This is a genomic window from Bradyrhizobium sp. USDA 3397, from assembly GCF_054060965.1.
In genome coordinates this window covers 4818052-4844095 of the sequence record NZ_JBSSDS010000001.1, presented here as the reverse complement: position 1 = coordinate 4844095, position 26044 = coordinate 4818052, and the positions used below count along the sequence as shown (strand labels likewise).

28 protein-coding genes are annotated in these 26044 nt (G+C 65.2%); 10 read left to right on the top strand and 18 right to left on the bottom strand.

Annotated features, from left to right (window positions below):
• Positions 1 to 121: 121 nt before the first annotated feature.
• Positions 122 to 763 carry a carbonic anhydrase gene (locus tag ACVWYQ_RS22345; protein ID WP_404544786.1) on the bottom strand — a complete coding sequence of 214 codons (642 nt, stop codon included), beginning with the start codon at positions 761 to 763 and terminating at the stop codon, positions 122 to 124.
• A 100-nt stretch (positions 764 to 863) separates the two neighbouring features.
• On the opposite strand from ACVWYQ_RS22345, the gene ACVWYQ_RS22340 reads away from it, so the two are divergent.
• Entirely contained in the window at positions 864 to 1745 is an 882-nt protein-coding gene (locus tag ACVWYQ_RS22340) for an HpcH/HpaI aldolase/citrate lyase family protein (protein ID WP_271543524.1), read from the top strand.
• Positions 1746 to 1786: 41 nt separating this feature from the next.
• On the opposite strand, the gene ACVWYQ_RS22335 is transcribed toward ACVWYQ_RS22340, so the two are convergent.
• Positions 1787 to 2599, bottom strand: coding sequence for a Crp/Fnr family transcriptional regulator (locus ACVWYQ_RS22335; protein ID WP_404546399.1), 813 nt, complete (start codon positions 2597 to 2599; stop codon positions 1787 to 1789).
• Between the two features lie 378 nt (positions 2600 to 2977).
• On the bottom strand, positions 2978 to 3733 hold the full coding sequence (locus ACVWYQ_RS22330; protein ID WP_157285950.1) for an SDR family NAD(P)-dependent oxidoreductase: 756 nt from the start codon (positions 3731 to 3733) through the stop codon (positions 2978 to 2980).
• 209 nt (positions 3734 to 3942) lie between these two features.
• Here ACVWYQ_RS22330 and ACVWYQ_RS22325 point away from each other — a divergent pair, with 209 nt between their 5' ends.
• Together ACVWYQ_RS22325 and ACVWYQ_RS22320 are read left to right on the top strand one after the other, a co-directional pair.
• On the top strand, positions 3943 to 4836 hold the full coding sequence (locus tag ACVWYQ_RS22325) for an AraC family transcriptional regulator (RefSeq protein WP_404544783.1): 894 nt from the start codon (positions 3943 to 3945) through the stop codon (positions 4834 to 4836).
• 11 nt (positions 4837 to 4847) lie between these two features.
• Complete coding sequence (locus ACVWYQ_RS22320; protein ID WP_404544781.1) at positions 4848 to 5621, top strand: N-acyl homoserine lactonase family protein; 774 nt, start codon at positions 4848 to 4850, stop codon at positions 5619 to 5621.
• 8 nt (positions 5622 to 5629) lie between these two features.
• On the opposite strand, the gene ACVWYQ_RS22315 is transcribed toward ACVWYQ_RS22320, so the two are convergent.
• From ACVWYQ_RS22315 to ACVWYQ_RS22300, 4 genes are all read right to left on the bottom strand, one after another.
• Positions 5630 to 6049 (bottom strand): hypothetical protein, encoded by a 420-nt coding sequence (locus ACVWYQ_RS22315; RefSeq protein ID WP_456726394.1) that lies wholly within the window; start codon positions 6047 to 6049, stop codon positions 5630 to 5632.
• Positions 6050 to 6290: 241 nt separating this feature from the next.
• Complete coding sequence (locus tag ACVWYQ_RS22310) at positions 6291 to 7076, bottom strand: hypothetical protein (protein ID WP_456726393.1); 786 nt, start codon at positions 7074 to 7076, stop codon at positions 6291 to 6293.
• 79 nt (positions 7077 to 7155) lie between these two features.
• Positions 7156 to 7761 carry a 3-isopropylmalate dehydratase small subunit gene (leuD, locus tag ACVWYQ_RS22305; RefSeq protein WP_027573022.1) on the bottom strand — a complete coding sequence of 202 codons (606 nt, stop codon included), beginning with the start codon at positions 7759 to 7761 and terminating at the stop codon, positions 7156 to 7158.
• Positions 7762 to 8003: 242 nt separating this feature from the next.
• On the bottom strand, positions 8004 to 8402 hold the full coding sequence (locus ACVWYQ_RS22300) for a metallopeptidase family protein (RefSeq protein ID WP_157285946.1): 399 nt from the start codon (positions 8400 to 8402) through the stop codon (positions 8004 to 8006).
• Between the two features lie 156 nt (positions 8403 to 8558).
• On the opposite strand from ACVWYQ_RS22300, the gene ACVWYQ_RS22295 reads away from it, so the two are divergent.
• Together ACVWYQ_RS22295 and ACVWYQ_RS22290 are read left to right on the top strand one after the other, a co-directional pair.
• Positions 8559 to 8834 (top strand): hypothetical protein, encoded by a 276-nt coding sequence (locus ACVWYQ_RS22295; protein ID WP_271543696.1) that lies wholly within the window; start codon positions 8559 to 8561, stop codon positions 8832 to 8834.
• A gap of 502 nt (positions 8835 to 9336) precedes the next feature.
• On the top strand, positions 9337 to 9900 hold the full coding sequence (locus tag ACVWYQ_RS22290; RefSeq protein ID WP_271543542.1) for a hypothetical protein: 564 nt from the start codon (positions 9337 to 9339) through the stop codon (positions 9898 to 9900).
• Positions 9901 to 10114: 214 nt separating this feature from the next.
• Here ACVWYQ_RS22290 and leuC read toward each other — a convergent pair whose 3' ends face one another.
• From leuC to ffh, 7 genes are all read right to left on the bottom strand, one after another.
• Positions 10115 to 11521 (bottom strand): 3-isopropylmalate dehydratase large subunit, encoded by a 1407-nt coding sequence (gene leuC / locus ACVWYQ_RS22285; RefSeq protein WP_036024581.1) that lies wholly within the window; start codon positions 11519 to 11521, stop codon positions 10115 to 10117.
• A 445-nt stretch (positions 11522 to 11966) separates the two neighbouring features.
• Entirely contained in the window at positions 11967 to 12347 is a 381-nt protein-coding gene (rplS, locus tag ACVWYQ_RS22280; RefSeq protein WP_212486588.1) for a 50S ribosomal protein L19, read from the bottom strand.
• A gap of 110 nt (positions 12348 to 12457) precedes the next feature.
• Positions 12458 to 13201, bottom strand: a complete 744-nt coding sequence (gene trmD / locus ACVWYQ_RS22275) for a tRNA (guanosine(37)-N1)-methyltransferase TrmD (protein ID WP_456726392.1) — start codon at positions 13199 to 13201, stop codon at positions 12458 to 12460.
• A gap of 87 nt (positions 13202 to 13288) precedes the next feature.
• On the bottom strand, positions 13289 to 13987 hold the full coding sequence (locus tag ACVWYQ_RS22270; protein WP_456726391.1) for a DUF4304 domain-containing protein: 699 nt from the start codon (positions 13985 to 13987) through the stop codon (positions 13289 to 13291).
• 37 nt (positions 13988 to 14024) lie between these two features.
• Positions 14025 to 14549 carry a ribosome maturation factor RimM gene (gene rimM, locus ACVWYQ_RS22265; protein ID WP_456726390.1) on the bottom strand — a complete coding sequence of 175 codons (525 nt, stop codon included), beginning with the start codon at positions 14547 to 14549 and terminating at the stop codon, positions 14025 to 14027.
• A 9-nt stretch (positions 14550 to 14558) separates the two neighbouring features.
• The gene (gene rpsP, locus ACVWYQ_RS22260) at positions 14559 to 14891 is read right to left on the bottom strand and encodes a 30S ribosomal protein S16 (protein WP_025032875.1); all 333 of its coding nucleotides are present in this window, start codon (positions 14889 to 14891) and stop codon (positions 14559 to 14561) included.
• 100 nt (positions 14892 to 14991) lie between these two features.
• Positions 14992 to 16539 carry a signal recognition particle protein gene (ffh, locus tag ACVWYQ_RS22255; protein WP_456726389.1) on the bottom strand — a complete coding sequence of 516 codons (1548 nt, stop codon included), beginning with the start codon at positions 16537 to 16539 and terminating at the stop codon, positions 14992 to 14994.
• A gap of 456 nt (positions 16540 to 16995) precedes the next feature.
• Between ffh and ACVWYQ_RS22250 the strand changes: the two genes are divergently transcribed.
• Positions 16996 to 18060 carry an MBL fold metallo-hydrolase gene (locus ACVWYQ_RS22250; RefSeq protein WP_275500547.1) on the top strand — a complete coding sequence of 355 codons (1065 nt, stop codon included), beginning with the start codon at positions 16996 to 16998 and terminating at the stop codon, positions 18058 to 18060.
• A gap of 154 nt (positions 18061 to 18214) precedes the next feature.
• Here the strand turns inward: ACVWYQ_RS22250 and ACVWYQ_RS22245 are convergent, their stop codons facing one another.
• Both ACVWYQ_RS22245 and ACVWYQ_RS22240 read right to left on the bottom strand, forming a co-directional pair.
• Entirely contained in the window at positions 18215 to 18919 is a 705-nt protein-coding gene (locus tag ACVWYQ_RS22245) for an SIMPL domain-containing protein (protein ID WP_404544761.1), read from the bottom strand.
• A 5-nt stretch (positions 18920 to 18924) separates the two neighbouring features.
• Entirely contained in the window at positions 18925 to 19683 is a 759-nt protein-coding gene (locus ACVWYQ_RS22240) for a GyrI-like domain-containing protein (protein ID WP_404654440.1), read from the bottom strand.
• Between the two features lie 245 nt (positions 19684 to 19928).
• On the opposite strand from ACVWYQ_RS22240, the gene dapF reads away from it, so the two are divergent.
• Together dapF and mtaB are read left to right on the top strand one after the other, a co-directional pair.
• A complete protein-coding gene (gene dapF, locus ACVWYQ_RS22235; RefSeq protein WP_057026575.1) occupies positions 19929 to 20804 on the top strand; it encodes a diaminopimelate epimerase in 876 nt (291 codons plus the stop codon).
• Positions 20804 to 22057, top strand: coding sequence for a tRNA (N(6)-L-threonylcarbamoyladenosine(37)-C(2))-methylthiotransferase MtaB (gene mtaB / locus ACVWYQ_RS22230; RefSeq protein WP_404544757.1), 1254 nt, complete (start codon positions 20804 to 20806; stop codon positions 22055 to 22057). The genes dapF and mtaB overlap by 1 nt, the downstream gene beginning before the upstream one ends.
• A gap of 139 nt (positions 22058 to 22196) precedes the next feature.
• Here the strand turns inward: mtaB and ACVWYQ_RS22225 are convergent, their stop codons facing one another.
• Together ACVWYQ_RS22225 and ACVWYQ_RS22220 are read right to left on the bottom strand one after the other, a co-directional pair.
• Positions 22197 to 23306: a DUF2336 domain-containing protein gene (locus ACVWYQ_RS22225; RefSeq protein ID WP_456727202.1), complete on the bottom strand. Its 1110-nt coding sequence runs from the start codon at positions 23304 to 23306 to the stop codon at positions 22197 to 22199.
• Between the two features lie 259 nt (positions 23307 to 23565).
• Positions 23566 to 24267 carry an RluA family pseudouridine synthase gene (locus ACVWYQ_RS22220; protein WP_225132164.1) on the bottom strand — a complete coding sequence of 234 codons (702 nt, stop codon included), beginning with the start codon at positions 24265 to 24267 and terminating at the stop codon, positions 23566 to 23568.
• A 57-nt stretch (positions 24268 to 24324) separates the two neighbouring features.
• Between ACVWYQ_RS22220 and ftsY the strand changes: the two genes are divergently transcribed.
• Positions 24325 to 25269, top strand: a complete 945-nt coding sequence (gene ftsY, locus ACVWYQ_RS22215) for a signal recognition particle-docking protein FtsY (protein ID WP_128265185.1) — start codon at positions 24325 to 24327, stop codon at positions 25267 to 25269.
• Positions 25270 to 25391: 122 nt separating this feature from the next.
• Positions 25392 to 25994 (top strand): septation protein A, encoded by a 603-nt coding sequence (locus tag ACVWYQ_RS22210; RefSeq protein ID WP_036008846.1) that lies wholly within the window; start codon positions 25392 to 25394, stop codon positions 25992 to 25994.
• Positions 25995 to 26044: the final 50 nt, after the last annotated feature.

Here is a 26044-nt window from a genome sequence, read left to right as displayed (position 1 = left end):
CTGACGCTGATAGCCTCATCCTGAGGAGGCGCGTAAGCGCCGTCTCGAAGGACGAGGCGTGCGCGCAGGCCGCTGCCACAAATCATATGCGATAGCCCCGCATTTCGCAGGGCGAGCAGGATTATCCCTCGCGTGCGTTCCTGAATTCCTTGGTCGCCTTGTCCAGCACGAACAGCGACCCCTCGGCCACGCCGAAATAGGCGCCGTGGGTCTGCATCCGGCCGCTCTCCACGGCCTTGCGGACGAACGGGAAGGTCATCAGGTTTTCCAGGCTGCGGAACACGGCGGCCTTCTCGATGCGCTCGACGAACTGCGCCATGGTCTCGTGCTCGCGCTGCTCGACCACCTCGCCCGGCTTGATGAACATCTGCATCCAGCGGCCGATGAAGTCGCCGGGCGTGAGCGGGTCGATCTTGTCGATGAAGGCGCGGATGCCGCCGCATTGGGCGTGGCCGAGCACCACGATGTGCTTCACCTTCAGCACTGTCACCGCAAACTCCAGCGCTGCCGAGACGCCGTGCGCGCCTTCGTCAGGCTGATAAGTCGGCACCAGATTGGCGATGTTGCGGACGACGAAGAGCTCGCCCGGCCCGGCGTCGAAGATCACCTCGGGGGAGACCCGGGAGTCGCAGCAGCCGATCACCATGGTCTCAGGCGACTGCCCTTTGACCGAGAGCTCGCGGTAGCGGTTCTGCTCGGTCGGCAGCCGCTGGGTGGCGAAGGCCTTGTAGCCTTCCAGCAAGTGCGTCGGGAATGTCGTCATGGCCCATGCCTAATCACATACCGCCAAGGCCGACAAGCCTTTCGAATGGGCAGGCCAAATGCTATCGGCTGGGGGACGATAGACCAGGAAGGAACGCAGCATGACCCGCCCGCGCCGCAGCCATCTGTTCATGCCCGGCTCCAACCCGCGCGCGCTGGAAAAGGCGCGCAATCTCCCCGCCGACGGCCTGATCCTCGACCTCGAGGATTCCGTCGCTCCTGAGGCCAAGGCGGCGGCACGCGACGGCATTGCGGCGGCGATCGCCGCCAAGGGATTTGGCAGGCGCGAGGTCCTGATCCGGACCAACGGCCTCGACACGCCCTGGTGGCCGGATGATGCCGCCATGGCTGCCAAGGCCTCGCCGGACGGCATCCTGGTTCCAAAAGTTTCGAGTGTTGAGGATCTCGACGCCATCGGCCGCAAGCTGGCCGAGCTCGGCGCCGCGCCGACCGTCAAGGTCTGGGCCATGATCGAGACCGCGCGCGCCGTGCTGCATGCCGAGGAACTGGCCGCCGCCGGCCGCGATCCCTCGCGCCGTCTCTCGGGCTTCGTGTTCGGCCCGAACGACATCTCGCGCGAGACGCGGATCAGGATGCTGCCGGGCCGCGCCGCGATGATCCCGATGATCACCCATTGCATCCTGGCGAGCCGCGCGCACGGCCTCGAGATCCTCGACGGTCCCTACAGCGACATCGCCAATTCCGACGGTTTCGCCACCGAATGCGCGCAAGGCCGCGATCTCGGCTTCGACGGCAAGACGCTGATCCACCCCTCCCAGATCGACGCCTGCAACGCCATCTTCACCCCGCCGGAGGAGGAAGTCGCCCGCGCGCGAAAGATCATCGCGGCGTTCGAACTGCCCGAGAACGCCTCGCGCGGCGCGATCCGCCTCGATGGTGCGATGGTGGAGCGCCTGCACGCGGACATGGCCCGGCGCACCATTGCGATTGCGGACGCGATCGCGGCGATGGGGAAGGGCTGAGGCGCGAGATCCACTTCTCCACGCGCCGCAAGTTTTGCGCTCTATCGTCCCGCCCGCGAAACGGCTTTGAATTCACCGCCCGCTCCGTGGGAGGCGGCGATGGCGCTTTGCCGGAACGGCGCATCGGCAGGCTGCGGCGCGGCCAATTCCTGGCAATACATTCGATCGATCGTGCGCTGCATGAGCGCATAGCAATCGCATGCGATCCTCTCGAGCCGCGTCCGATGGATCTCGACAAACCCGCGCCGCTCGGACGGGATGGCGCCGGCCTCGCGTAGCTTGCTCATCGTCAAAGTTACTGTCGTCCGCCGTACCCCAACCAGCTGCGCCAGCGCCTCCTGCGTCACCGGAAGCAGGTCCTCCGGAACGCGGTCGTGAAGCTGCAGGAGCCACCGCGCCATTCGGCCATCCACCCGGTGCAGCGCGTTGCAAGCGGCGACGTGCTGCAGCTGCAGCAACACGGCGCGGGCGTGGACCTGCACGACATTCCTGATCGCTGCGCTTTGCACATGGGCAGCGCGAAATTTGGCGGCGGAAATCACCGATGCAGTGCCGGCTGTGCGAGCAATCGCGGTCACGGACGAAGGCGAGGGGCCGAGCACGGAGAACGAGGCCAAAGCGCCTTCGCGTCCCATCAAGCTGGTCGCGACCGTTTGCCCGTCCGGCATATCGAGCATGAAGGCGATCGCGCCGCTATGGGGAAAATAGACCGGGTCGAGTTCGTCGCCCGATCGCACCAGGACGGCATCGGGTTCGAACGAGACCTTCTGGAAGTGGGGCGTCAGCAAAGCGAGATCCGCCGGCGGCAGCGCCGCCAACAGCCGATTCCCGATGCCCTTGCGGTGGGCAGTCACGGTGTCCTCTGTTGAACGAGCACCCAACGAACGACGGGAATCATCTGTTTCATTCGCCATGATTATCCGAAATGCGAATTGCGGAACGGTAGCGATCCAAACAGAGCTAATAGTCGAGATCAAGCACGGATATTTGCGGTGAGCTTTCCCGCATCCTGGCCGCGCAAACAGTCATACTATTTACGCCCGTTGCCACCGGGCGATGCGCAAGAGGTGAAAGCTCTGCTGTACGCTGCCATCAGCGGTCCGGCAGGTGGTCGGGTCGTTCTCGGTGGCGGTAGCGGTGACGAGATCGCGGATGCGATCGCGGTGATGCGGAAGGGCTGAGGGCTCGCACACTCCGTCGCGTCGCGACGGAGTGCGCCAATGCCGCCGCACTCAGATCGTCTGGCCGCCGGACACCTCGATGCGCTGGGCCGTAACCCAGCGATTCTCCGGACCGAGCAGGCTCGCGACCATCGGCCCGATGTCGTCGGGCACACCGACGCGGCCAAGCGCGGTCATTTGCGCGAACTGCTTGTTTAGATCCGGCATGTCGCGGACGGCGCCGCCAAGGAAGTCGGTCTCGATCGCGCCCGGCGCAACGACGTTGGCGGTGATGCCGCGTTCGCCGAATTCTTTTGCCATGTAGACGGTCAGAACCTCGATGGCGCCCTTGGCTGCGGCATAGGCCGAGAAGCCGGGGAACGACACGCGCGTCAGCCCGCTCGAGAAGTTGACGATCCGGCCATTGTCGCCGAGCAGCGGCAGCAAGGCCTGCGTCAAAAAGAACGGCCCTTTGACATGGGTGTCGAACAGTGCGTCGAACTGCTGCTCCGTCGTCTCGGCCAAGGTGGCCATTTCGCCTTGGCCGGCATTGTTGACGAGATGATCGAACTTGTCGGCGTGCCAATGCTCCGCCAGCGCTGACCGGACTTTTGCGGCGAACGCCGGAAAGGTCGATACGGAGGTGACGTCGAGCTGGAGCGCGACCGCTTTTCGGCCGAGCGCCTCGATCTCGGTGACGACCTCGCGGGCGGCGGCGGCCCCGCTGCGATAGGTCACGATGACGTCGCCGCCGTGACGCGCGATGGCGATTGCGGTATTGCGGCCAAGGCCCCGGCTGGCGCCAGTGACGAGCGAAATGGTGGGCATTTGGAAATTCCTCGTGAAGTTTCGACGGGCCCTTTCTGCCTGTGATCGAGAAGCGCATGTTGCCGGATCCTGTGGTCGTCTTGCCCAATCCTCCAGGAATGCGGCCGGCGGCAGATGTAGCCCCTTCAGGCTTGCCTGAAACTACCGTCTTCTTGCCTGATCGCCCCTCGGCAATTGCCGGCATGCTTGGCGCGGCCTAGATTGGGCCCGTGACCGAAACGCTACTCCAGATCGCCAGCAATTACGCCGCAGCTCACGCCGACGGCAAAGGCCTCGCGTCAACGCCTTTCGCCGGCATCTCAATCGTTCGTGAGACCGCGCCGAGCGCGCTCCAATTTGCGATCGCCAAGCCCTTGGTGGCTTTGGTGCTGCAAGGTGCCAAGCGCGTTGCGGTCGGCGCCACGTCCTTCGACCTGGGTGCGGGCGATTCGCTGGTGATCGCGAGCGACGTGCCGACGGTCAGCCAGATTACGCGCGCCACTTTCGCGGTGCCGTATTTGTCGCTCGTCGTCGAGCTCGATCCCATTATCATCGAGGAGCTGGTCGTCGAGATGGGGGCGGCGCCTTACGTTCCGTCCCAGCCGCTGCGGGTCGAGCCGACGGAGCCGGATGTGAGCGACGCGGCGCTGCGGTTGCTGCGCCTGATCGATCGGCCCTCATCCGCCTCGATCCTCCAGAGCCAAGTGCTGCGAGAGCTGCATTATTGGCTGTTGGCCGGTCGGCACGGTGGCGCCATCAGGGCGCTCGGCATGGCCGACAGCCATGCGCAGCGGATCGGCCGTGCGGTCGCGATCATTCGCGCCGACTATGCCACGCCTTTGCGGGTCGACCGGCTTGCCAAGGCCGCCGGGATGAGCCAGTCGGCATTTCACCTGCATTTTCGCAGCATCACGTCGCTGACCCCGCTTCAGTTTCAGAAGCAGCTTCGTCTGATCGAGGCGCGCCGTACCATGCTCGCCGATGGCGCGAGCATCGCGACTGCCTCTCATCGGGTCGGCTACGAAAGCGTTACGCAGTTCACGCGGGAATATTGCCGATTGTTCGGCATGCCGCCTGGGCGCGACATGCGCGAGGCGAAGCGGCGCGTCGAATCGGCGGCTTGAAGAGTTCTCACATGGCGACCATCGACCGGATCTACATCCTCGACGGAGGCATTGCGCAGGTCGAGGACGGCTCGATCTATTCTCCCGGCATCAATGTCGGCATTCCCATGACGTTGAGCTGCAATGCCTATCTCATCCGTCATCGCGGTGAGTGGCTGATCTGGGATACGGGAATAGCGGATGAGCTGGCGAAGGTTCCGGAAGGGCGCATCATCGCCCACGGCATACGCGGCATCGTGCGTCGTCCCATCGCGGACCAATTGGATGAAATCGGGGTGCGGCCCCGCGACATCGGCACGATCCTCCTCTCGCATGCGCATTTCGATCATATCGGAAATGTCGACCTGTTCGAAAACGCAAGATGGATCGCTCAACGGGCCGAGTTCGAAGCCATGTTCGGGCCGGAGCCCGACGAGTTCGGCTACTCGCTGCCGCACTACGAGGCGTTGCGGGAGCGGCCTTTCGAGATCGTCGATGGCGACCACGACATCTTTGGCGACGGCGCGGTGCGCATGATCTTCACCCCCGGCCATACGCTTGGGCATTGCTCGCTGATGGCAAGGCTGCCGCGGCGCGGCGCCGTGCTGCTGAGCGGCGACGTCGCGCACAACCGGGACAACCTCCGGCACATGCGCGTACCGTCGTTCAATGCCGACCCGCAGGCGACGGTTGCGTCGATGGCCAAGGTGGTCGAGCTGCTACGGGTCGAGAACGCCGAAATCTGGATCAATCACGATACGGCGCAAAGCCAGGGGATGGCTTACGCGCCAAAGTGGATCGAGTAACGCAATGCTCACCGCAGCGCATGTTCGGCACGCTCGAGCGTCTCCAGCGTCGAGGCGTTGGCGCAATAGCCGTGATAGTTCTCCGCGGCGGTGCCGTCGGCGAGATCGCGGTCGCACTGTCCCTTGTGATTGCAGAACGAGCAGACCCGCTCGAGGTCGCGCAGCAGCAGCGGCTGCGCGCGGCCGAGCGCCTCAGTGCTGATGCCGAGCTGATCGAGCAGCTTCGGCAGCTCGTCGGCGGCGTGCCGGCCATGACGGACCAGCTCCTCCAGATCGTCGGGAGCGATCCTGAGATCATTGGCGATCCGGTCGAAATCGGCGCGGTCGAGCTGCCGCATCTCGTTGATCTCGCGGCGATGCTTCACCCAGCTCGCGAACGACTCGATGAGATCCTGGACTATGGGATAGGGCCTGGTTGCGGTGCTCATGGCAAGCTCCATTCGGACGAGCGGAATTGGAGCGAGATAAGCACAATGATGGAGCGGCGCGTTGCGCTGGATCAAACAGGGAAAGGAGCCGCGGCCTCCGCACCTCTCCCGCTTGCGGGAGAGGTCGCGCCGAAGGCGCGGGTGAGGGCTCTTTCCTCTTGGGGATTGTCCCTTTGCGGAAACACCCTCTCCCCAACCCTCTCCCGCAAGCGGGAGAGGGAGCGCACTTCCTGCGCAGCAGCTACCTGAACCGCTCCGCCGCCCAGGCATACAGGCTGCCCGGAATCGGCTTCTCGCCGCCGCGGCCCTTGGGCGAGATGTGCAGGCCGATGATGGCGGGGTCGGTGACGAGGCCAAGATAGCTCGACGGATCGAAGAACAGTTTCGGCTCGGCATGCACGGCATAGAACGACTGCTTCGGCAATGCGTACTGCAGCTCGCCGGTGCGGCGCGCGAGCGCCGTGAGTGCCGCGGGACCGTAGATCGCGACGCGAATATCGGCGAGCCGGTTCGAGCCGCCGCGCAGGCGGCGCATCATGAAGGTGATGCGGTGGCGCAGCGACAGCCAGTTCGGCGTCAGCTCTTCCTGCTCCATCAGCTCTTCGAAGGCGGCAACGATGCCGTGCGCGGGCGGCAGATAGAGCACGGAATTGCCGAGCTGGCGCGGCCGCTCCCAGGCGAAGTAGGGTTTTGCCGGATCGATCTCGACCGGCCTCAGCAGCAGCACGTCGGCGTCTAACCAGAGGCCGAGGCCTTTCGCCATCAGCTTCATGCGGAAGAAGTCGCTGAACTGCAGAATGGTCCAGTCGCGCCAGCTGCCGTCCGGCTGCGGCGGCCGCAAGCGTTCGGAGAACGCGTGCGGCAGGATCGCTTCCGCCTCGGCATTCGCGACGCCGGCCGGCAGGCCGGGAATGGTGTCGAAGCTGTAGACCGTGACCTTGTGGCCGGCAGCCAATTGCGAGCGCAGACAGGTCTGGCGCAGCGCATCCATCGGGCCATGCCAGAAGGTGACGATCTCGGGCAGCATGGGCAAATCTATACGGGACAATCCAGGCAAAGAAAAAGCCCCGGCGCTTGCGGCACCGGGGCTCAACAAAAACTTGCGATCAGGCCCAGGCGCGCTCGCGCTTGAGCTTGTCCTCGTAGGAGTCGATCGAGGCCTTCTTCTCCATGGTGAGGCCGATGTCGTCGAGGCCGTTGATCAGGCAGTGCTTGCGGAACGGGTCGATCTCGAACTTGACCTTGCCGCCGTCGGGGCCGCGGATCTCCTGGTTCGGCAGGTCGATCGTCAGCGTCGCGTTGGCACCGCGCTCGGCGTCGTCGAACAGCTTGTCGAGGTCCTCTTGGCTGACGCGGATCGGCAGAATGCCGTTCTTGAAGCAATTGTTGTAGAAGATGTCGCCGAACGAGGTCGAGATCACGCAGCGGATGCCGAAGTCGAGCAGCGCCCAGGGCGCGTGCTCGCGGCTGGAGCCGCAGCCGAAATTGTCGCCTGCGACCAGCACCTTCGCATTGCGATAGGCGGGCTGGTTGAGCACGAAATCCGGATTCTCGCTGCCGTCGTCCTTGTAGCGCTGCTCGGAGAAGAGTCCCTTGCCAAGGCCGGTGCGCTTGATGGTCTTGAGGTACTGCTTCGGAATGATCATGTCGGTGTCGACATTGATGATCTTCAGCGGCGCCGCGACGCCTTCCAGCGTGGTGAACTTGTCCATGGTTGCGCTTTCCCGCACGTGGTTCAGGGAACCGGCTATTTATCGCGATCGGGCCGGAAATCCTAGGCCGAATTCGGCAGATCTAATCTGCCTTGGTGGGATCAAGCCACGGAGGTGGTGCGCTCCCTCTCCCGCTTGCGGGAGAGGGCTCTTTCCTCTAGGGGGCTGTCCCGTTGCGGAGACACCCTCTCCCCAATCCTCCCCCGCAAGCGGGGGAGGGAGCGCACCGTCTCTGTAGCGTCCTACTCCGCCTTAGCCTCGATCGCGGCCATATCGTCGTCCGATAGACCAAAATGGTGGCCGATCTCGTGGATCAGGACGTGGCGGACGATGTGGCCGAGGCTTTCGTCGTGCTCGGCCCAATAGTCCAGGATCGGGCGGCGGTAGAGCCAGACCATGTTGGGCAGCCGCGCCACGTCGCCAAAGCTCTGCTGGGGCAGGCCGACGCCCTGGAACAGGCCGAGCAGGTCGAACTCGCTCTCGCATTGCATCTCGTCCAGGACTTCCTCGGTCGGGAAGTCCTCGACACGGACGATCACGCCCTCGCAAAGCTTGCGAAATTCCGCCGGCAGGCGCTCGAACACGTCGTGAGCCATCGCCTCCATTTCGGCGAGCGAAGGGGCTTTCAATTCCGTCCACATGAGCACCTCTTAGCGCGGGTTTCCCGCTGATGCATCTGGCTTTATAAGCGCGGCGAGGTTGACGGGCGCCGCCAAAACGGGGAGCGTGGGTCGTCAACGGGACGTTTCAGGGTGGGCGGAAAAATGCGAGCGAAAACAGCGCTGACTCTACTGTGCATGGGGTTGTTTTCGCAGCTTTGCGTCGGCGCCGAGGCGCAGGCCGCCAGTTCCGAAATCCGGATGGCCCAACTGGTCTCGCCGGACGATGTCCCCCCGCTGCGCAAGCGGCCGCGCCTGCGCATCACGCCCTATTACAGCCCGGACGGCGTCTATCCCCGCTACAATCCCGGCCCCGACGCGGTCCGGGTCTGCAACGCCACCTATGTGCAGGAGTACCGGCCGAGCGGCACGGTGATCGTGCCGCGCGTGAGCTGCTACTGGCGCCGGGGCTGACGCCGTCGATGCCCCGCGCCAGCGAGCTTCGTGGTGGTCTCGTGAGGGCCGTGATGGCGAGATGGATCGCATTGGCAATTGCCGTCGCGCTAGCCACTGGGCTGCCTCGCGCGTCCGCCGCGCCAAGGGCGACGGTCCCGGAGGCGTCGGCGGGGATCGCGGTTTTCGATGTGCGACGACACGCGCGGACGTATGACATGGCGCGGACTGCCGTACGCCGCGATCCGCGCTACTACGCGCGCCCTGTCTACTATCGTCCCTATCCCTATGGCGTGCCGGCGCCGTTCGTCTTCACCTATGGGCCCTTCTGGTAAGGCGCCGCCTTGAACCGTCGGCTTTGCGATCGCGCGAGGCACGGCGTCGCAGCGCGGCGATGCGCCTCGTTCATTCATGGCGCGTTCACATCGCTGTCCGCAACTTGATCCCGGGAGCGACCGCAATTGAACGGCAATGGCGCGGCGGAGACGTCGCAGCTCTGCCGTCTGGATTCAGGGAGGATTCGATGCTGAGGATGTTTGGCCGCCGGGCTGGCTCGGTGCGCCTGCTCGGGCTCGCGGCCGCCGCGACGCTGATGCTGTCGGCCGGCAGCGCGCGCCGCGCTGAAGCGCTGAGCTTGATCAATCCGGCGACGTCGCCCGCGGCCAAGGCCGCGACCGACGATCTCGTCACGCAGGTTCGCCAGGGGCATGGCGGGCACGGGCATGGTTTCCACGGCGGAGGTTTCCGTGGAGGAGGCTTCCATCGCGGTGGAGGACATGGCTTCCATGGCGGCGGATTCCGCGGCGGCCATATCGGTGGTGTCCGCGCCGCACCAGCCTTTCATCACAGGCATGTCGGTTATCGTCATCACGGCTTTCGCTACGGCGGATATGGCGGTGTCCACCGCCACTGGGGCCATCATCGCCCCCATTTCCGCCATCGTCACTTCTACCGGCCCTATTATGTCGGCGGCTACTATCCTTCCTACTCTTATCCGCGCCGCTGCCGGATCATCTGGACCTATTACGGCCCGCGCCGCGTCTGCCACTGGCCCCGCTGGCACTATCCGTACCGGTACTATTGGTGATGTGAATTATTCGAGCAGCGTCATGGCCGGGCATAGCCGTCCGAAGGACGGCGTCGCTTCCGCTCGCCTATGTCCCGGCCATCCACGTTCTTGCTGATGTGATGAAAGGTCGTGGATGCCCGGGACAAGCCCGGGCATGACGGAGAATGCGGCTACAGCAATCCTTCAGCTTCCACGACGAAGCCTTCCACCGCATCAGATTGCAGGAACCAGCTTAGCGCCAGTCCCTGACGTCGACGAAGTGGCCTGCGATCGCCGCCGCCGCCGCCATCGCCGGCGACACCAGATGGGTGCGGCCCTTGAAACCCTGGCGGCCTTCGAAATTGCGGTTCGAGGTCGAGGCGCAGCGCTCTTCCGGCTTCAGCTTGTCCGGGTTCATGGCAAGGCACATCGAGCAGCCCGGCTCGCGCCATTCGAAACCGGCCTTGATGAAGATCTTGTCCAGGCCCTCGGCCTCGGCCTGCTCCTTCACGATGCCGGAGCCCGGCACGACCATGGCATTGACGTTCGCCGACACGGTCTTGCCTTCGGCAATCTTCGCCGCCGCGCGCAAATCCTCGATGCGGCCGTTGGTGCAGGAGCCGATGAAGACGCGATCGAGCTTGATGTCCGTGATCTTCGTTCCCGCGGTCAGGCCCATATACTTCAGCGCGCGATGCTTGGAGATGCGCTTGGCCTCGTCCGCGATCTTGTCGGGATCGGGCACGATACCGGTGACAGAAATCACGTCTTCAGGCGAGGTGCCCCAGGTCACGATCGGCGGCAGCTTTGCGGCATCGAGGCGCAGCTCGTGGTCGAAATGCGCGCCGTCATCGGATCGCAACTTCTCCCAGTAGCGCATCGCCGCATCCCAGGCCGCGCCCTTCGGAGCCTTCGGACGATCACGCAGGAAGTCGAACGCCTTTTGGTCGGGCGCCACCAGGCCGGCGCGCGCGCCGCCTTCGATCGACATGTTGCAGACCGTCATGCGGCCTTCCATCGAGAGCGCGCGGATCGCTTCGCCGGCATATTCCAGCACGTAGCCGGTGCCGCCGGCGGTGCCGATCTCGCCGATGATGGCCAAGATGATGTCCTTGCCCGTCACGCCATCAGGCAATTTGCCGTCGACGGTGACGCGCATGTTCTTCGCCTTCTTCTGGATCAGCGTCTGCGTCGCCAGCACGTGCTCGACCTCGCTCGTGCCGATGCCGTGGGCGAGCGCGCCGAACGCGCCATGCGTCGAGGTGTGGCTGTCACCGCAGACGATGGTGGTGCCGGGCAGGGTAAAGCCCTGCTCGGGGCCGATGACGTGGACGATGCCCTGACGCTTGTCGAACTCGTTGTAATATTCGATGCCGAATTCCTTGGCGTTCTCGGCGAGCGCCTTGATCTGCTCGATGCTTTCAGGATCGGGATTCGGCTTGGTGCGGTCGGTGGTCGGCACGTTGTGATCGACGACGGCGAGCGTCTTCTCCGGCGCATGAACCTTGCGGCCGGTGGCGCGCAGGCCTTCGAACGCCTGCGGCGAGGTCACCTCGTGCACCAGATGGCGGTCGATGTAGAGCAGGCAGGTGCCGTCCTCGGCTTCGTGCACCAGATGGTCGTTCCAGATCTTGTCGTACAGGGTGGTCGGCTTGGACATGAGCTCGAGCTCCGAAAGAATGTGTGTCAGCGATGAGCGCGGCAGAGCGCGCGGGCAACAAAATCGTCAGCGCAGCTTTTAGGCTGCGCGGCTAAGCTCTGACGTTGCTGAGGTCGCGAAGCGCCCGAAGAACCGGCCAGGCAGCCGCGAGCGATCGTCGATGACGATGCGCTGGATGCGGGCGAAGCTGGTCAGATCTGGAAACATTCTAGAAGCTATATAGCACGCGGAAGCTAAAGCGCGAGAGTTTCAGCTCGTCATTGCGAGCCACCGGGTCCGCGCGTAGCGCGGCCCGATGACAGGCTCCGTGAAGCAATCCAGAAATGCATCCGCGGAGACAGTCTGGATTGCTTCGTCGCAAGGGCTCCTCGCAATGACAGCAGAGCCAACAAAAAAGCGCGGAGCCGAGCCCCGCGCTTTCGAAAGACTTGCCTGGTGGCGAAGCTTACTCGCCGACGGCAGCAGCGCGGTCCTGCTTCTCGACGATGCGGGCCGACTTGCCGCGCAGGTTGCGGAGGTAATAGAGCTTGGCGCGACGCACCTTGCCGCGGCGCACCACCTTGATCGAGTCGATCATCGGGGAGAGCAGCGGGAACACACGCTCGACGCCCTCGCCATAGGAGATCTTGCGCACGGTGAAGCTCTCGTTGAGGCCACCGCCGGAACGGCCGATGCAGACGCCTTCATAGGCCTGCACGCGGGTGCGGTCGCCTTCGACCACCTTCACGTTGACGATCACGGTGTCGCCAGGGCCGAATTCCGGGATATCCTTGCCGGCGGACAGCTTGTCGAATTGCTCCTGCTCGAGCTGCTTGATCAGGTTCATGGGGTAATCTCCATCGGCGCGCCCAGCCCTGGAAACGGGGGGCTGCGCAAAATTCATCTATCCAGCCATTGCGGATTTGGCCGCTCCTATAAGGCAAGCCGGAGCGTTTGTCACCCGTCTGTCTTGTTTTTTGGCGTTTTTTGGCCGCTCCCCCGATTCGCGGCTTTTTCCCACAGATCCGGGCGCCGGGCGGCCGTCAGAGCCTCGGATTCGGCCCGCCGCCAGGCCGCTATCTTGGCGTGGTCGCCAGAGGTGAGGATGGCAGGGATCGGAACCCCCTCGAACAGCTGCGGGCGGGTGTATTGGGGGTACTCGAGCAGGCCGTCCGAAAAACTCTCCTCGGTTCCCGAGGCTTCCTTGCCCATCACCCCCGGGAGCAATCGGACGCAGGCGTCGAGCACGGCCATGGCTGCGATTTCGCCCCCGGACAGCACGTAATCCCCGATCGAGACCTCCTCCAGGCCGCGCGCGTCAATCACCCGCTGGTCCACCCCCTCGAACCGCCCGCAGACGATCAGGGGGCCGGGGCCCTCGGCGAGCTCGGTGACGCGCGCCTGAGTCAACGGCCGACCCCGGGGGCTCATGAGCAGGCGGGGACGCTCAGGCCCGGTCCCGGCGGCATCGATCGCTGCGGCCAGGACGTCCGCCCGAAGCACCATGCCCGGGCCACCGCCGGCCGGCGTGTCGTCGACGCTGCGGTGGCGGTCGGTCGCGGACGCCCGGATGTCGCGAGCCTCGATCTGCCAGAGTCCGGACGCGAGCGCCCGGCCGGCGAGGCTCACGCCGAGCGGCCCCGGAAACATCTCCGGAAACAGCGTCAGCACCGTCGCGCGCCAGGGTGAGGGATTGGTCATGGTCGCTGGTTAGGACATCGTGCACGCCAGGTCGAGACCCGGCATGGGGCGCACTCAAGTGGTAATCCTTGCGGCCGCAGCGTCTCGTTATGTCTGTGTCGATTCCGTTACTCTACACAACTCCTCCAGTTCCGAACGAATAGCGGACGCATTTGCTAGACTCGCCAGCGCGATCCGGGCGAAGGCGTTGGCGTCAGCCAGATTGCCAATCGATTGCCGCATAAGCGCCAATGAGCGCGCCATTCGTACCTTCGTGGAGCCGAATCCTGAAAAGCTATACTGGCCGGCCTCGAATTGTGTAGGCGTGACCTTTCGCAAGGGAGATTCTGGTCCAGACACCTCGGAGAATAGCCTTTGACCGATTGTAGCGTAGACCAATGCCGCCGCGCGAACGGCCGCGTCCATGCTTTCTGTTGACCCTTCGTGTTCCCACCATTGATCGCTTTTTGCTTCGGACAGCCTTCGCCGAAACTCGCAGTGTTCTTCCCTGATTTTCGTTGGGTCGGGTGAGTTGCCAGCGACATCCGGGATTGACCGAGGCTGGATGCCGAGGTTTACGGCGAACTTGCCGCCAAACCGCGATCCTTGAACCTGAACGACGAGGATGAGATCTTCCGAGACACGACGAAAAGTGCGGCCGGAACCGACGAAGCCATCGTTCCTGAGCGTTGGACTCAGGTGCTTCTTAATTGAAGATTCGAGGCGGGGTGTCGGTCCATTCACATGTCTCTCCGAACCTTTGCTCTCTGTGCCGCTGGCCGGCGCGCTCAGGAATCTCTTGCGCATTTGCGCGCTACCTGTGCGCATGAGCTCAGACTAGAAGTTATGACGATGACTTCTCGTCCTCGCCCTCGATCTCCTGCGGCAACGCGATCACGACGCGGCCGCCTTTGAGGTCTACCTCCGGCACCACCGCATTCGAGAACGGCAGCAGCATCGTCGGGCCCTTGGGCGGCGCGATCTCGATGATGTCGCCGGCACCGAAATTATGGATCGCGAGCACGCGGCCGAGCGCATCGCCGTCCGTTGTGACGGCGGCGAGCCCGATCAAGTCGGTGTGGTAATATTCGTCCTCGTCCGTCGCGGGCAGTTTGTCGCGCGGGACGTAGAGCTCGATGCCGTTGAGGCGCTCGGCCTCATCGCGGGTCGCGACACCCTTGAATGTCGCGACCAGATGATCTTTGGCCTCGCGCACCTGCGCGATCTCGAACTGGCGCCTGCCGTCCTTGGTCGACAGCGGCCCGTAGCGGCGGACGGCGAACGGATCCTCGGTGAAGGTCCACAGCTTGACCGCACCGCGCACACCATGCGCGGCGCCGATCCGCGCGACGCAGACCAGCGCCGACATGATCCGGCCTTACGCCTTGGCGGCGGCTTCGGCCTGCGCCTTGCGCTCCTTGCGCGGCACGGCCTTCTCAGGGTTGTTGCGGGCTTCGCGCTTCTTGACGCCGGCGGCGTCGAGGAAACGCGCGACGCGGTCGGACGGCTGCGCGCCCTTGGCGAGCCAGGCCTTCACCTTGTCCATGTCGAGCTTGAGGCGGGTCTCGTTGTCCTTCGGCAGCAGCGGATTGAAATGGCCGAGACGCTCGATGAAGCGGCCATCGCGCGGAAAGCGCGAATCGGCGACGACGACGTGATAGACGGGACGCTTCTTGGTGCCTGCACGGGCGAGGCGGATAACGACGGACATTCAGTTCTCCTTGAAAGTGTGGTTTGCAAAGTACGTTTTGTTCGGTTGATTGGTATTTCCGCGCCGCGCGAGATGCTGATGATCCCGTGCGACGAATTCCTCATTTCTTCTTGCCGGGAAAGCCGCCCAGACCCGGAAGGGTCGGCTTGCCGCTGAGGCCCGTAAGTCCCGGCAAATTCGGTAGGCCCGAGCGAAGACCGGGCGGCAGATCCTTCGGCAGGCTGGGAAGGCCCTGCCCGCCGCCGCTCTGCATCTTCTCCTGCAGCGCCTTCATCTCTTCGGGCGAGGGCATCTTCATGCCGCCGCCAAAGCCCATCGCCTGCGCGATGCCTGCGAGGGGGCCGCGCTTGCCCGAGCCCATGGCCTTCATCATGTCGGCCATGTTCCGATGCATCTTCAGCAGCTTGTTGACGTGCTCGACGCTCTGGCCGCTGCCGGCCGCGATGCGCTTCTTGCGGCTGGCTTTCAACAGGTCCGGATGACGGCGCTCCTCGCGCGTCATGGAATCGATGATCGCGACCTGGCGCTTCAGGATCTTGTCGTCGATGCCGGCTGCCGCGATCTGGTTCTTCATCTTGGAGACGCCGGGCATCATGCCCATCAGCCCGCTGATGCCGCCCATGCTCGACATCTGCAGCAACTGCTCGCGCATGTCGTTGAGGTCGAACTGACCCTTGCGCATGCGCTCGGCGGTGCGTGCGGCCTTCTCGGCGTCGATATTGGCGGCGGCGCGCTCGACCAGCGACACCACGTCGCCCATGCCGAGGATGCGGCCGGCGATACGGTCGGGGTGGAAATCCTCCAGCGCGTCGGTCTTTTCGCCGGTGCCGATCAGCTTGATCGGCTTGCCCGTGACGGCGCGCATCGACAGCGCGGCGCCGCCGCGGCCGTCGCCGTCGACTCGTGTGAGCACGATACCAGTGAGGCCGACGCGCTGATCGAACGAGCGGGCCAGATTCACCGCGTCCTGGCCGGTGAGCGAGTCCGCGACCAGCAGCACCTCGTGCGGATTGGCCGCCGCTTTGATCGCGGCCGCCTCCGCCATCATCTCTTCGTCCAGCGTGGTGCGGCCGGCGGTGTCGAGCAGCACGATGTCGTAGCCGCCGAGCTTGCCGGCTTCCAGCGCGCGTTTCGCAATTTGCGGCGGCTGCTGGCCGGCAACGATTGGCAAAGTGGGAATGTCGAGGTCGCGGCCGAGCACGGCCAGCTGCTCCATCGCCGCCGGACGGTAGACGTCGAGCGAGGCCATCAAGACCTTGCGCTTGTCGCGCTGGACCAGGCGGCGGGCGAGCTTTGCGGTGGTGGTGGTCTTACCGGAGCCCTGCAGGCCGACCATCATGATCGGCACCGGCGGCACGGAATTGACGTCGATGGTCTGGCCTTCGCTGCCGAGTGTGTTGACCAGCTCGTCATGGACGATCTTGACCACCATCTGGCCGGGGGTGACCGACTTGACGACGGTTGCGCCGATCGCCTGCTCGCGCACGCGCTCGGTGAAGCTGCGGACCACTTCGAGCGCGACGTCGGCCTCCAGCAGCGCGCGGCGCACCTCGCGCATCGCGGCGTCGACGTCCTTTTCGGTCAGCGCACCGCGCCCCGTCAGACGATCGAGAATGCCACCAAGCCGTTCCGACAGATTGTCGAACAATGCCCTTGTCCTGTTGCTGTCTTCCCGACGGGAAGAGCGCTCCGTTACTCACCGCTGTCATGCCCCGGCTTGACCGGGGCATCCAGTACGCCGCGGCACCTCGGTTCCAGCCGAGCCGCCCCTGGAATACTGGATCGCCTGATCAAGTCGGGCGATGACCACTTCCTTGGATAAGCGATCTTCCAAACACCTTTGCGCCCGAGGGCGCACAGCGCTGTCGGGCGTTGACCTCCGGCCCTAAGGCCGGTCGGCGGGTCGAAAAGAAAGCCTTTCCGAGAAAGTGGCGGGGTTAAACGCCGCTCCCGCTCAAAAGTCAAGGAAAGTTAGGGTGTCGGCCCGCCCTTGGTAAGCCAAGGTTTTGAAAACGTGATCCTTTTGTCGCAGGTTCCTTTTCCGCCAGCCCCGCCCATATAGGCGGTGATGTCTTACCCCTCCAACCATCCCTAGAAGCCCGCCGTGCCGATCACCCGCCGCCGCCTTTTCGGACTATTCGCCGGAGCCGGTGCGCTGGTCGGCGTCCCCTCCCTCTGGATGTCCAGCATGAAAACCTATGACGGTCCCGCCTCCGACCATTTCGACGGCCTGACCTTCTTCGATCCGGACGGGGCGCCGCCGAAATCGCTCCGCGAGGTGCTGCGCTGGCAGCTCGGCGGCAAGCGGCAGCGGGCGACTTGGCCGGATTGGGCGCCCAGCCCACACGCCGACACCCCGCCGGCGCGTGTCGACGGCGACAAGGTGCGGCTCTCCTTCGTCGGCCACGCCAGCTGGCTGATCCAGGCCGGCGGCCTCAACATCCTGGTCGATCCGGTCTGGTCGGAGCGGGTCTCGCCGGTCGCCTTCGCCGGGCCGAAGCGGCACAACGACCCCGGCATCGCCTTCGAGAAGCTGCCGAAGATCGACGTCGTGCTGGTCTCGCACGGCCACTACGACCATCTCGACATCGCGACGCTGTCGCGGCTCACCAAGAATTTCGCCCCGCGCGTCGTCACCCCGCTCGGCAACGACGTCACCATGCGCAGCTGGGATTCCACGATCAAGGTGGAAGCGTTCGACTGGCACGACCGCGTCGAGCTCGGCGAAGGCGTCGCGGTGCATCTGGTGCCGACAAGGCACTGGACCGCGCGCGGCCTGTTCGACCGCAACAAGGCGCTGTGGGCGAGCTTTGTCCTGGAGACCCCGGCGGGCAAGATCTACGTGGTCTGCGATTCCGGCTACGGCGATGGCCGCCATTTCCGCCGCGTCGCCGAGAAGCACGGCAAGCTGCGCCTCGCCATCCTCCCGATCGGCGCCTACGAGCCGCGCTGGTTCATGCGCGACCAGCACATGAACCCGGAAGACGCCGTGAAGGCGCTGGCCGATTGCGGCGCTGAGCAAGCGCTCGGCCATCATCACGGCACGTTCCAGCTGACGGACGAGGCCATCGATGCGCCGGCGAAAGCGCTGGTCGAAGCGCTCGCTGCAGCGAAGATCCCGCAGGAGCGGTTCGTGGCGATGCTGCCGGGGCAGGTGGTGGAGATTTAGGTCTCGCCAAGCATACCGCTCGTGCCCCGGACGCAGCGCAGCACGTCAGTGATGCGCTGCAGAGCCGGGGCCCATGTCGCCGAACCGTGCAATTTTCTGGGTCCCGGCTCTGCGCAGCGTCACTGCGTGCCGCAGCGCGTCCGGGACACGGGACTTACTGCCCCTGCTTGATCGCCCAGCTCACATTCACTGTCACCGTCAGCGTCTCCTCGCCCGGTGCGACTGCGGCCTGTGGGGCTGCGGCCATCCGTTCGGCCATGCGGCCCTTGAACAGCGGCACCGGGCCGCCGCCCTCGGTGACGCTGAGCGGCGCGCCCAGCGTCACGCCGGCCGCCTTGGCGTAAATCTCCGCCTTGCGCCGCGCATCCGCCACAGCCTGTTCGCGCGCATCATCGAGCAGCTTTGACGCCTGCGTCACCTCGAAGGAGATGTTGCCGATGTCGTTGGCGCCGGCGCTGACCAGCGTATCGATGATGCCGGCCACCTTGGTCACGTCGCGGATCTTGACGGTGACGCGGTTGCTCGCGCGGAAGCCGACGACTGGCGAGGCGCCGGTGGATTTGTTCTGGCCGTATTGCGGCTGCAGCGACAGCCGCGAGGTCTGGTAGTCCTTCTCGGCGATGCCTGCGCTCTTCAGCGCCAGCAGCACCTTGCCCATCGCGGCGTTGTTGGCATCGGAAGCCTCTTTCGCTGTCTTGGCGTCGTTGGCGACGCCGGCATCGATTTGCGCGAGATCCGGCGCCGCGGACACGGAGGCTTCGCCGCTCACCGAGATCGCGGAGGGAAAATCCTCGGCGCGCGCGGGCGCGGCGAGCAGTGTGGTGGCGAGGACGGCGGCAAGTAGGGCAGGCTTTTTCATCAGTCTCACTTCAGTGGCACGAAAACATTGATCACGAGCTTGTCCTCGGAGGTCTTTAGGGGATCGGTGAGGTACTCCTCGATAAAGGTGTCCTTGGCTTCCAGCCTCTTGTCGTCGAGATGATTGGTGATCGCCTCATACGTATTGTCCATGTTGTCGTAGGAGCCGCGATGGACGAATTTCAGCGCCTTGCCTTCTGGCGATTTGCCGATGCTCATGTCCTTGGACAGGTTCTTCGGGTCCTGATCGACCGGGATCTGGGCAAGAAAGGTGAAGCCGGTATCGTCCGTCGAGGTGTAGACGATCATCGAATTGCCCGATGGCTTGATGCCCTGCTTGTCGAGCAGCGTGTTCAACGCCTTGAAGGCGTCGATCAGCGTGTCGAAGGCGGAGTCCCAATTGGCGGTGCCCTTGACCATCACGACCTTTTTCGACTCGAGCGTGGTCTCGAGGCCAAAGGGATCGGCGGTCTGAACCGGGGCGGGGGTCGCGGCGGCGGCCGGCGGCGGGCTGGGCGAGGCGCTGGCGGCGGGCGCTGGCGATGCTGCAGGAGCGGGTGAGGCGCTCGCCGCAGGCGAGGGGGTGGCCGCGGGGGCGGGCGAGGCACTTGCAGCCGGGGCGGGCGAAGCCGACGGGGCCGGCGAGGGACTTGCCGATGCGGCCGGCGCCGGGCTCGCGGTCTGCGCCAGAGCGCCTGACAGCCCATGCGACAAGGCCGCAGCCGGGATCAGCGCGGCCAAAGCGAGGCGACGAAAAGTGTTCATTTTATTCTCCCCGAGGCCCGCTTCGTCGGGGCCTCAATTCATCAAGGCCTTACCCACCAAGGCCTTAACCCGGCCGCGCGTCCCGGTTCGCGCGAACCGCGCCGTTCTAACACGCGAGCGCCGAATTCGTCCCATGACAGATGCGTCATGGCAGGCACCTTGCCCGATGTGCCGGCTCGGGTGGCAAATCACTGGCCAAGCGGCCGAGGATCGCCATATAAGGCAGGCGAAATTCGGGAATTTTCATGAGCGCGCTGGCCAACCACGCATTTGCCAAGATGAACGGCATCGGCAACGAGATCGTCGTTGTCGACTTGCGCGATTCGGCGGCCAAGGTCACGCCGGACGATGCCCGCGCCGTCGCGTCCGCGAACGGCGGCGTGGCTTACGACCAGCTCATGGTGCTCTCGAGGCCGCGGCTCGACGGCACCGAGGCCTTCATCAGCATCTACAACAACGACGGCTCGGAGGCCGGTGCCTGCGGCAACGGCATGCGCTGCGTCGTGCGCCGCATCTTCGAGAAGACCGGGCAGACCACCGCGACCTTCGAGACGGCCGCCGGCCTGCTCAATGCCTGGCAGGGTCCGGCGCCCGACCTCTACACAGTGGATATGGGCGCGCCGAAATTCGGCTGGCAGGACATTCCGCTGGCGGAAGAGTTTCGCGACACCCGCTACATCGAATTGCAGATCGGGCCGATCGACAATCCCATTCTGCATTCGCCCTCAGTGGTGAGCATGGGCAATCCGCACGCGGTGTTCTGGGTCGACGACGTCAACGCCTACGATCTGGGCCGCTTCGGTCCGCTCTTGGAAAACCATCCGATCTTCCCCGAGCGCGCCAACATCACGCTCGCCCATATCGTCGATCGCGAGCACATCACGATCCGCACCTGGGAGCGCGGCGCCGGCCTGACCAAGGCGTGCGGGTCGGCGGCCTGTGCCACGGCGGTCGCCGCCGCGCGGCTGAAGCGCGCCGAGCGCAAGGTCGAGATCACCTTGCCCGGCGGCAAGCTCGGCATCGAATGGCGCGAGCGCGACGATCACGTGCTGATGACGGGCACCGCGACCTTCGAATATGAGGGCAGCTTCGATCCGGCGCTGTTCGCGCCGGTCGCCTGATGGCCGTCGACATCGTCACCTTCGGCTGCCGCCTCAACGCCTTCGAGGCCGAGGTGATCCGCAGCAAAGCGGAAGCCGCGGGTCTTTCCGACACCATCGTCATCAACAGTTGCGCCGTCACCAACGAGGCGGTGGCGCAGGCGCGCCAGTCGATCCGCAAGCTGAAGCGCGAGCGCCCCGAGGCGCGCATCGTCGTCACCGGCTGCGCGGCGCAGACGCAGGCTGCGATGTTCGCCGACATGGCCGAGGTCGACCGCGTCGTCGGCAATGACGACAAGATGCGCGGCGCGGCGTGGCGGGAGACGCGCCACGCTTTCGATCTTGGCGCCAGCGAGAAGATCGCCGTCAGCGACATCATGGGCGTGAAGGAGATGGCACCGCATCTCGTCGATGGCTATGCGAGCGGCCTGCCGCGCGTGTTCGTGCAGGTGCAGAACGGTTGCGATCATCGCTGCACCTTCTGCATCATCCCGTTCGGCCGCGGCAATTCGCGCTCGGTGCCGATGGGCGCGGTGGTCGAGCAGGTGCGCACCCTGGTCGAGCGCGGCCATGCCGAGATCGTGCTGACCGGCGTCGATCTCACCAGCTATGGTGCGGACCTGCCCGGCGCGCCCAGGCTCGGCAGGCTGACCAAGCAGATCCTGCGCCATGTGCCCGAGCTCAAGCGCCTGCGCATCTCCTCGATCGATTCGATCGAGGCGGATGACGACCTGCTCGATGCCATCGCGGAGGATGCGCGCCTGATGCCGCATCTGCACCTGTCGCTGCAGTCGGGCGACGACATGATCCTGAAACGCATGAAGCGGCGGCATTCGCGGCAGGATGCGATTGGCTTCTGCGAGCAGGTCCGCCGCCTGCGCCCCGATGTCGTCTTCGGCGCCGACATCATCGCGGGCTTCCCGACCGAGACCGAGCACATGTTCTCGCGCTCGCTCGACCTCGTCGAGCAATGCGGCCTGACCTTCCTGCACGTCTTCCCTTATTCGCCGCGGCCCGGCACGCCGGCCGCGCGGATGCCGCAGGTGGCGGGGCCGGTCATTAAAGAGCGTGCGAAGCGGCTGCGCGCGGTAGGAGAGGCGGCGCTGCAGCAGCGCCTGCAAGCCGAGATCGGCACGATGCGCGAGGTGCTGATCGAGAGCGAGGGGCAGGGCCGCACGGAGCATTATCTGCCGGTGGCGATTGCGGGCGAGCGGGTGGGAAGCATCGTGCCACGATTGATTGCCGGCGTTGATGGCGAGCGGCTCACCACATAGTCGGTGTCGTCGCCCGGCTTGACCGGGCGCCCCAGTACACCGCGGCTTATCCGTACCCACCAACGTCTCTGGAATACTGGATCCCCCGCCTTCGCGGGGGATGACACCGTGGAGTGGTGCGCAGAGGACCTTAAAAAGTTTACGACGCCCTGACCTGCCAGAATCGCAGCGTCCGCTTGGCGTTCTCCGCCGTCATCCTCACAAAATGCCCCTGTGTCCTCGCGATGTCCGCGGGCTTCATCGCGCCTGTGGCGAAGCGGCATTCGAGCACGGCCTTGGTCGTTTCCCAGCTGAGCTGTGCGGCCTTGCACGGCACCAGCAGGCCGTCCTCGCGCAGACTCTGCATCAGCGGACGGATCACCTCGACCGTCGACCCCGACAACGCCGCCAGCGCCGCCACCGTCTCCTCATAGCGCCGCTGTCTGGCGAAGCCGAGCAACGTCGCCTCGTTGAGCTGGCCGGTAGCCTTCAGGCCGGCAATGGCGCGCTTGGCACCCTCGAAATCGCGCACCGCCGACATTTCGCGCTCGGCGCCGATGGTGACGGTGGCGATCGCGCTCTGGATCTCCTCGAACAGATGCGGCGGGGCGCGCGACAACAGGCGGGTGCGCACGGCGTCCGTCGCCGAGCGCAGCAATTGGCGACGCAGCTCCGAGGGCAAGTCGACGCGGACGCCGACGCTGACCGCGAGCTCCGGATCGCTTTCGGCCTGGCCGACGATGGTGGCAAATCCCTTTGCGGAGACGCGGGCGCCGGGATTGGCGGCGAGCCGCCGGCTGACGCTGGGATAGCGGCGCGCCAGCAGCGCGTCGGTGACGATCTCCTTCAGCCACCAGCGGCCGGCGACCGCGAGCAGATGCGGCTCGCCCTTAGCTGATGCGATCTTCACCAGCTCGCCGTCATCGAGGCGCGCAGATTCCTGCAGCACGGGGCCGGCGATGCGGATCTCGTCATTGTTGGCGAGGCGGCGGATCACCGACGGCGGCGCCTGCGCGATCGGCGCCAGCTGTGCGCTGATCTCGGCCAGCGCGACCCGCGCGGCCACATCGGCGATGGCGCGCAGCTCGATGGTGCCGATCAGGCGCTCGAGCACGTCGTCGAACAGCGCGATCTGCTCGTCGTCGAAATTGCCGGCGGAGGAGAGGAACAGCTCGGTGACGCGCCTGGACGTCTCCAGGCCCTTTTCCGGCGAGCCGATCCGCAGTGCGGATTCGACCTCGTCGATGATCGATAGCCCGTCCCTGGTCATCACGCGCGGCTCGTCCTGAGCGGTTACGGAAGCTTGTTCTAAGCAACCGTTATCATTAGAGGCGAGCGCTGAAGGTTTCGTAAACCATGGTCGGGATGCGGTCGTTGAGCGAGATGCCGCCACGAATGCGGTGCGCTCCCTCCCCCGCCTGCGGGGGAGGGCTGGGGAGAGGGTGTCTCCACAACGGGACAATCCCCTAGAGGATAGAACCCGCGCCTTCGGCGCGACCTCTCCCGCAAGCGGGAGCGGTGAACGGCACCTACTCCCCGTTCCACCCGCAGGCCCGAAGCTTCTCATGCATATGCGGCGGGGCCGGCGCCACGACGCGGACGGGCTCCTTGTTCCGGGAGATCGGCACCACGATCTCGCGCGAATGCAGGTGCAGGCGCGGCTCGCCGAAGCGCGGACCGTTGCCGTAAATGTTATCGCCGAAGATCGGCCAGCCGCTCGCGGCCGCATGTACCCGCAATTGATGGGTCCGGCCGGTCACCGGTTCCATGGCAAGCCAGGTGAAACCGTCGCCCCGGCCCATCACCTTCCAGTTCGTAATCGCCTTCTGGCCTTCGGGATCCGGTTTCTGCCACCAGCCGCGCTCGGCATTGAGCCGGCCGAGCGGCATGTCGATGGTGCCTTCATCCTCGGCAGGCCCGCCCTCGACCACGGTCCAGTACGTCTTGCCGATCTTGCCGTGCTTGAACAAAAGGCCCAGCGATGCCGTCGCCTTGCGGTGGCGGCCGAGCACGAGGCAACCCGAGGTGTCCTTGTCCAGCCGGTGAGCCAGCACCGGCGGCCGCGGCAGGCCGAAACGCAGCGCGTCGAAGCAATCCTCCAGATTGGGGCCGCCCTTGGGGCCACGATGCACGGGCAGGCCGGCCGGCTTGTCGATGACCAGCATCAGGCCGTCGCGATGGAGCACGCGGCCTAAGATCTCGTCGGCGGTCAATTGGGGAACATCGAGCAATCGCAGGACTTTCGGTCAAGGCTTTCGTTTACGGGCCGGAACGGCTAACACGCCACCATGAACGATACCACCTCCGAGACCCCCAAGCTGAGCTGGTGGCGCCGCCTGTCCAACGGGCTGAAGCGCACCTCGTCCTCGCTCGGGACCGCGGTCGCCGACCTCGTCACCAAGCGCAAGCTCGACCGCGCCATGCTCGACGACATCGAGGACGTGCTGCTGCGCGCCGACCTCGGCACGTCAGTCGCGGTGCGCATTGCCGATGCCGTCGGCACCGGCCGCTACGACAAGGCGATCTCGGCGGACGAGGTCAAGGACGTCGTCGCCACCGAGGTCGAGAAGGTGCTGTCGCCGGTGGCAAAACCGCTCGTGATCGATGCGGCCAAGAAGCCGTTCGTCATTCTCGTCGTCGGCGTCAACGGCTCCGGCAAGACCACCACGATCGGCAAGCTGTCGCAGAAATTCGCCTCCGAAGGCCGCAAGGTGATGCTGGCCGCCGGCGACACGTTTCGCGCCGCCGCCATCGAGCAGCTCAAGGTCTGGGGCGAGCGGACGAAGACGCCCGTCATCGCAGGCGCGCAGGGCTCGGATTCCGCAAGCCTCGCCTTCAACGCGCTCACCGCGGCGAAGGAGCAGGCGATTGACGTGCTGCTGATCGACACCGCCGGCCGCTTGCAGAACAAGGCCGAGCTGATGAACGAGCTCGAGAAGGTCGTGCGCGTGATCCGCAAGGTGGATGACACTGCGCCGCATGCCGTGCTGCTGGTGCTGGATGCGACCGTCGGCCAGAATGCGCTGTCGCAGGTCGAGGCCTTCCATCGCACCGCCGGGGTCACCGGCCTCGTGATGACCAAGCTCGACGGCACCGCGCGCGGCGGCATCCTGGTGGCGCTCGCGGAGAAGTTCAAGCTGCCGGTGCACTTCATCGGCGTCGGCGAAGGCGTCGACGATCTCGCGCCCTTCACCGCGCGCGACTTCGCCCGCGCCATCGCCGGAATCGAATAGCGTCATCCTTCGAGACGCCGCTTGCGCGGCTCCTCAGGATGAGGTCGTGCCACACATGAGGTCCTCATCCTGAGGAGACTGCGAAGCGGTCGTCTCGAAGGATGGGAGATACGGAAGAGAGAATGGACAAAACCCAGCCGCATCCGCTGTTCAAGCTCGCGACCGAGCTCGGTCCGCTGCTCGTGTTCTTCTTCGTCAACGCGAAGTTCAATCTGTTCGCGGCGACTGGCGCCTTCATGGTGGCCATCGCGGTCGCGATGGCCGCCTCCTACATTGTGACGCGCCACATCCCGATCATGGCGATCGTCACGGGAGTGATCGTGCTGGTGTTCGGCACGCTGACCCTGGTGCTGCACGACGAGACCTTCATCAAGGTCAAGCCGACCATCATCTACGGCCTGTTCGCCGCGATCCTCGGCGGCGGCCTGTTGTTCGGCCGCTCCTTCATCGCCGTCATGTTCGACCAGGTGTTCAACCTGACGCCGCAGGGCTGGCGCATCCTCACCTTGCGCTGGGCGCTGTTCTTCGCCGGAATGGCGGTGCTGAACGAGATCGTCTGGCGCACCCAGAGCACGGATTTCTGGGTGAACTTCAAGGTATTCGGCGTCACTCCGATCACGATGATCTTCGCCATCGCCCAGATGCCGCTGACCAAGCGCTATCATCTGGCGCCGGTCTCGCTGGAGAGAAGCGAGGCCGAGGCGGGGGATGTGAGCAAGGGTTAGGCGAAGGACAGGCGAAGCGTCGCTCCACATACCGCTGTCATGCCCCGGCT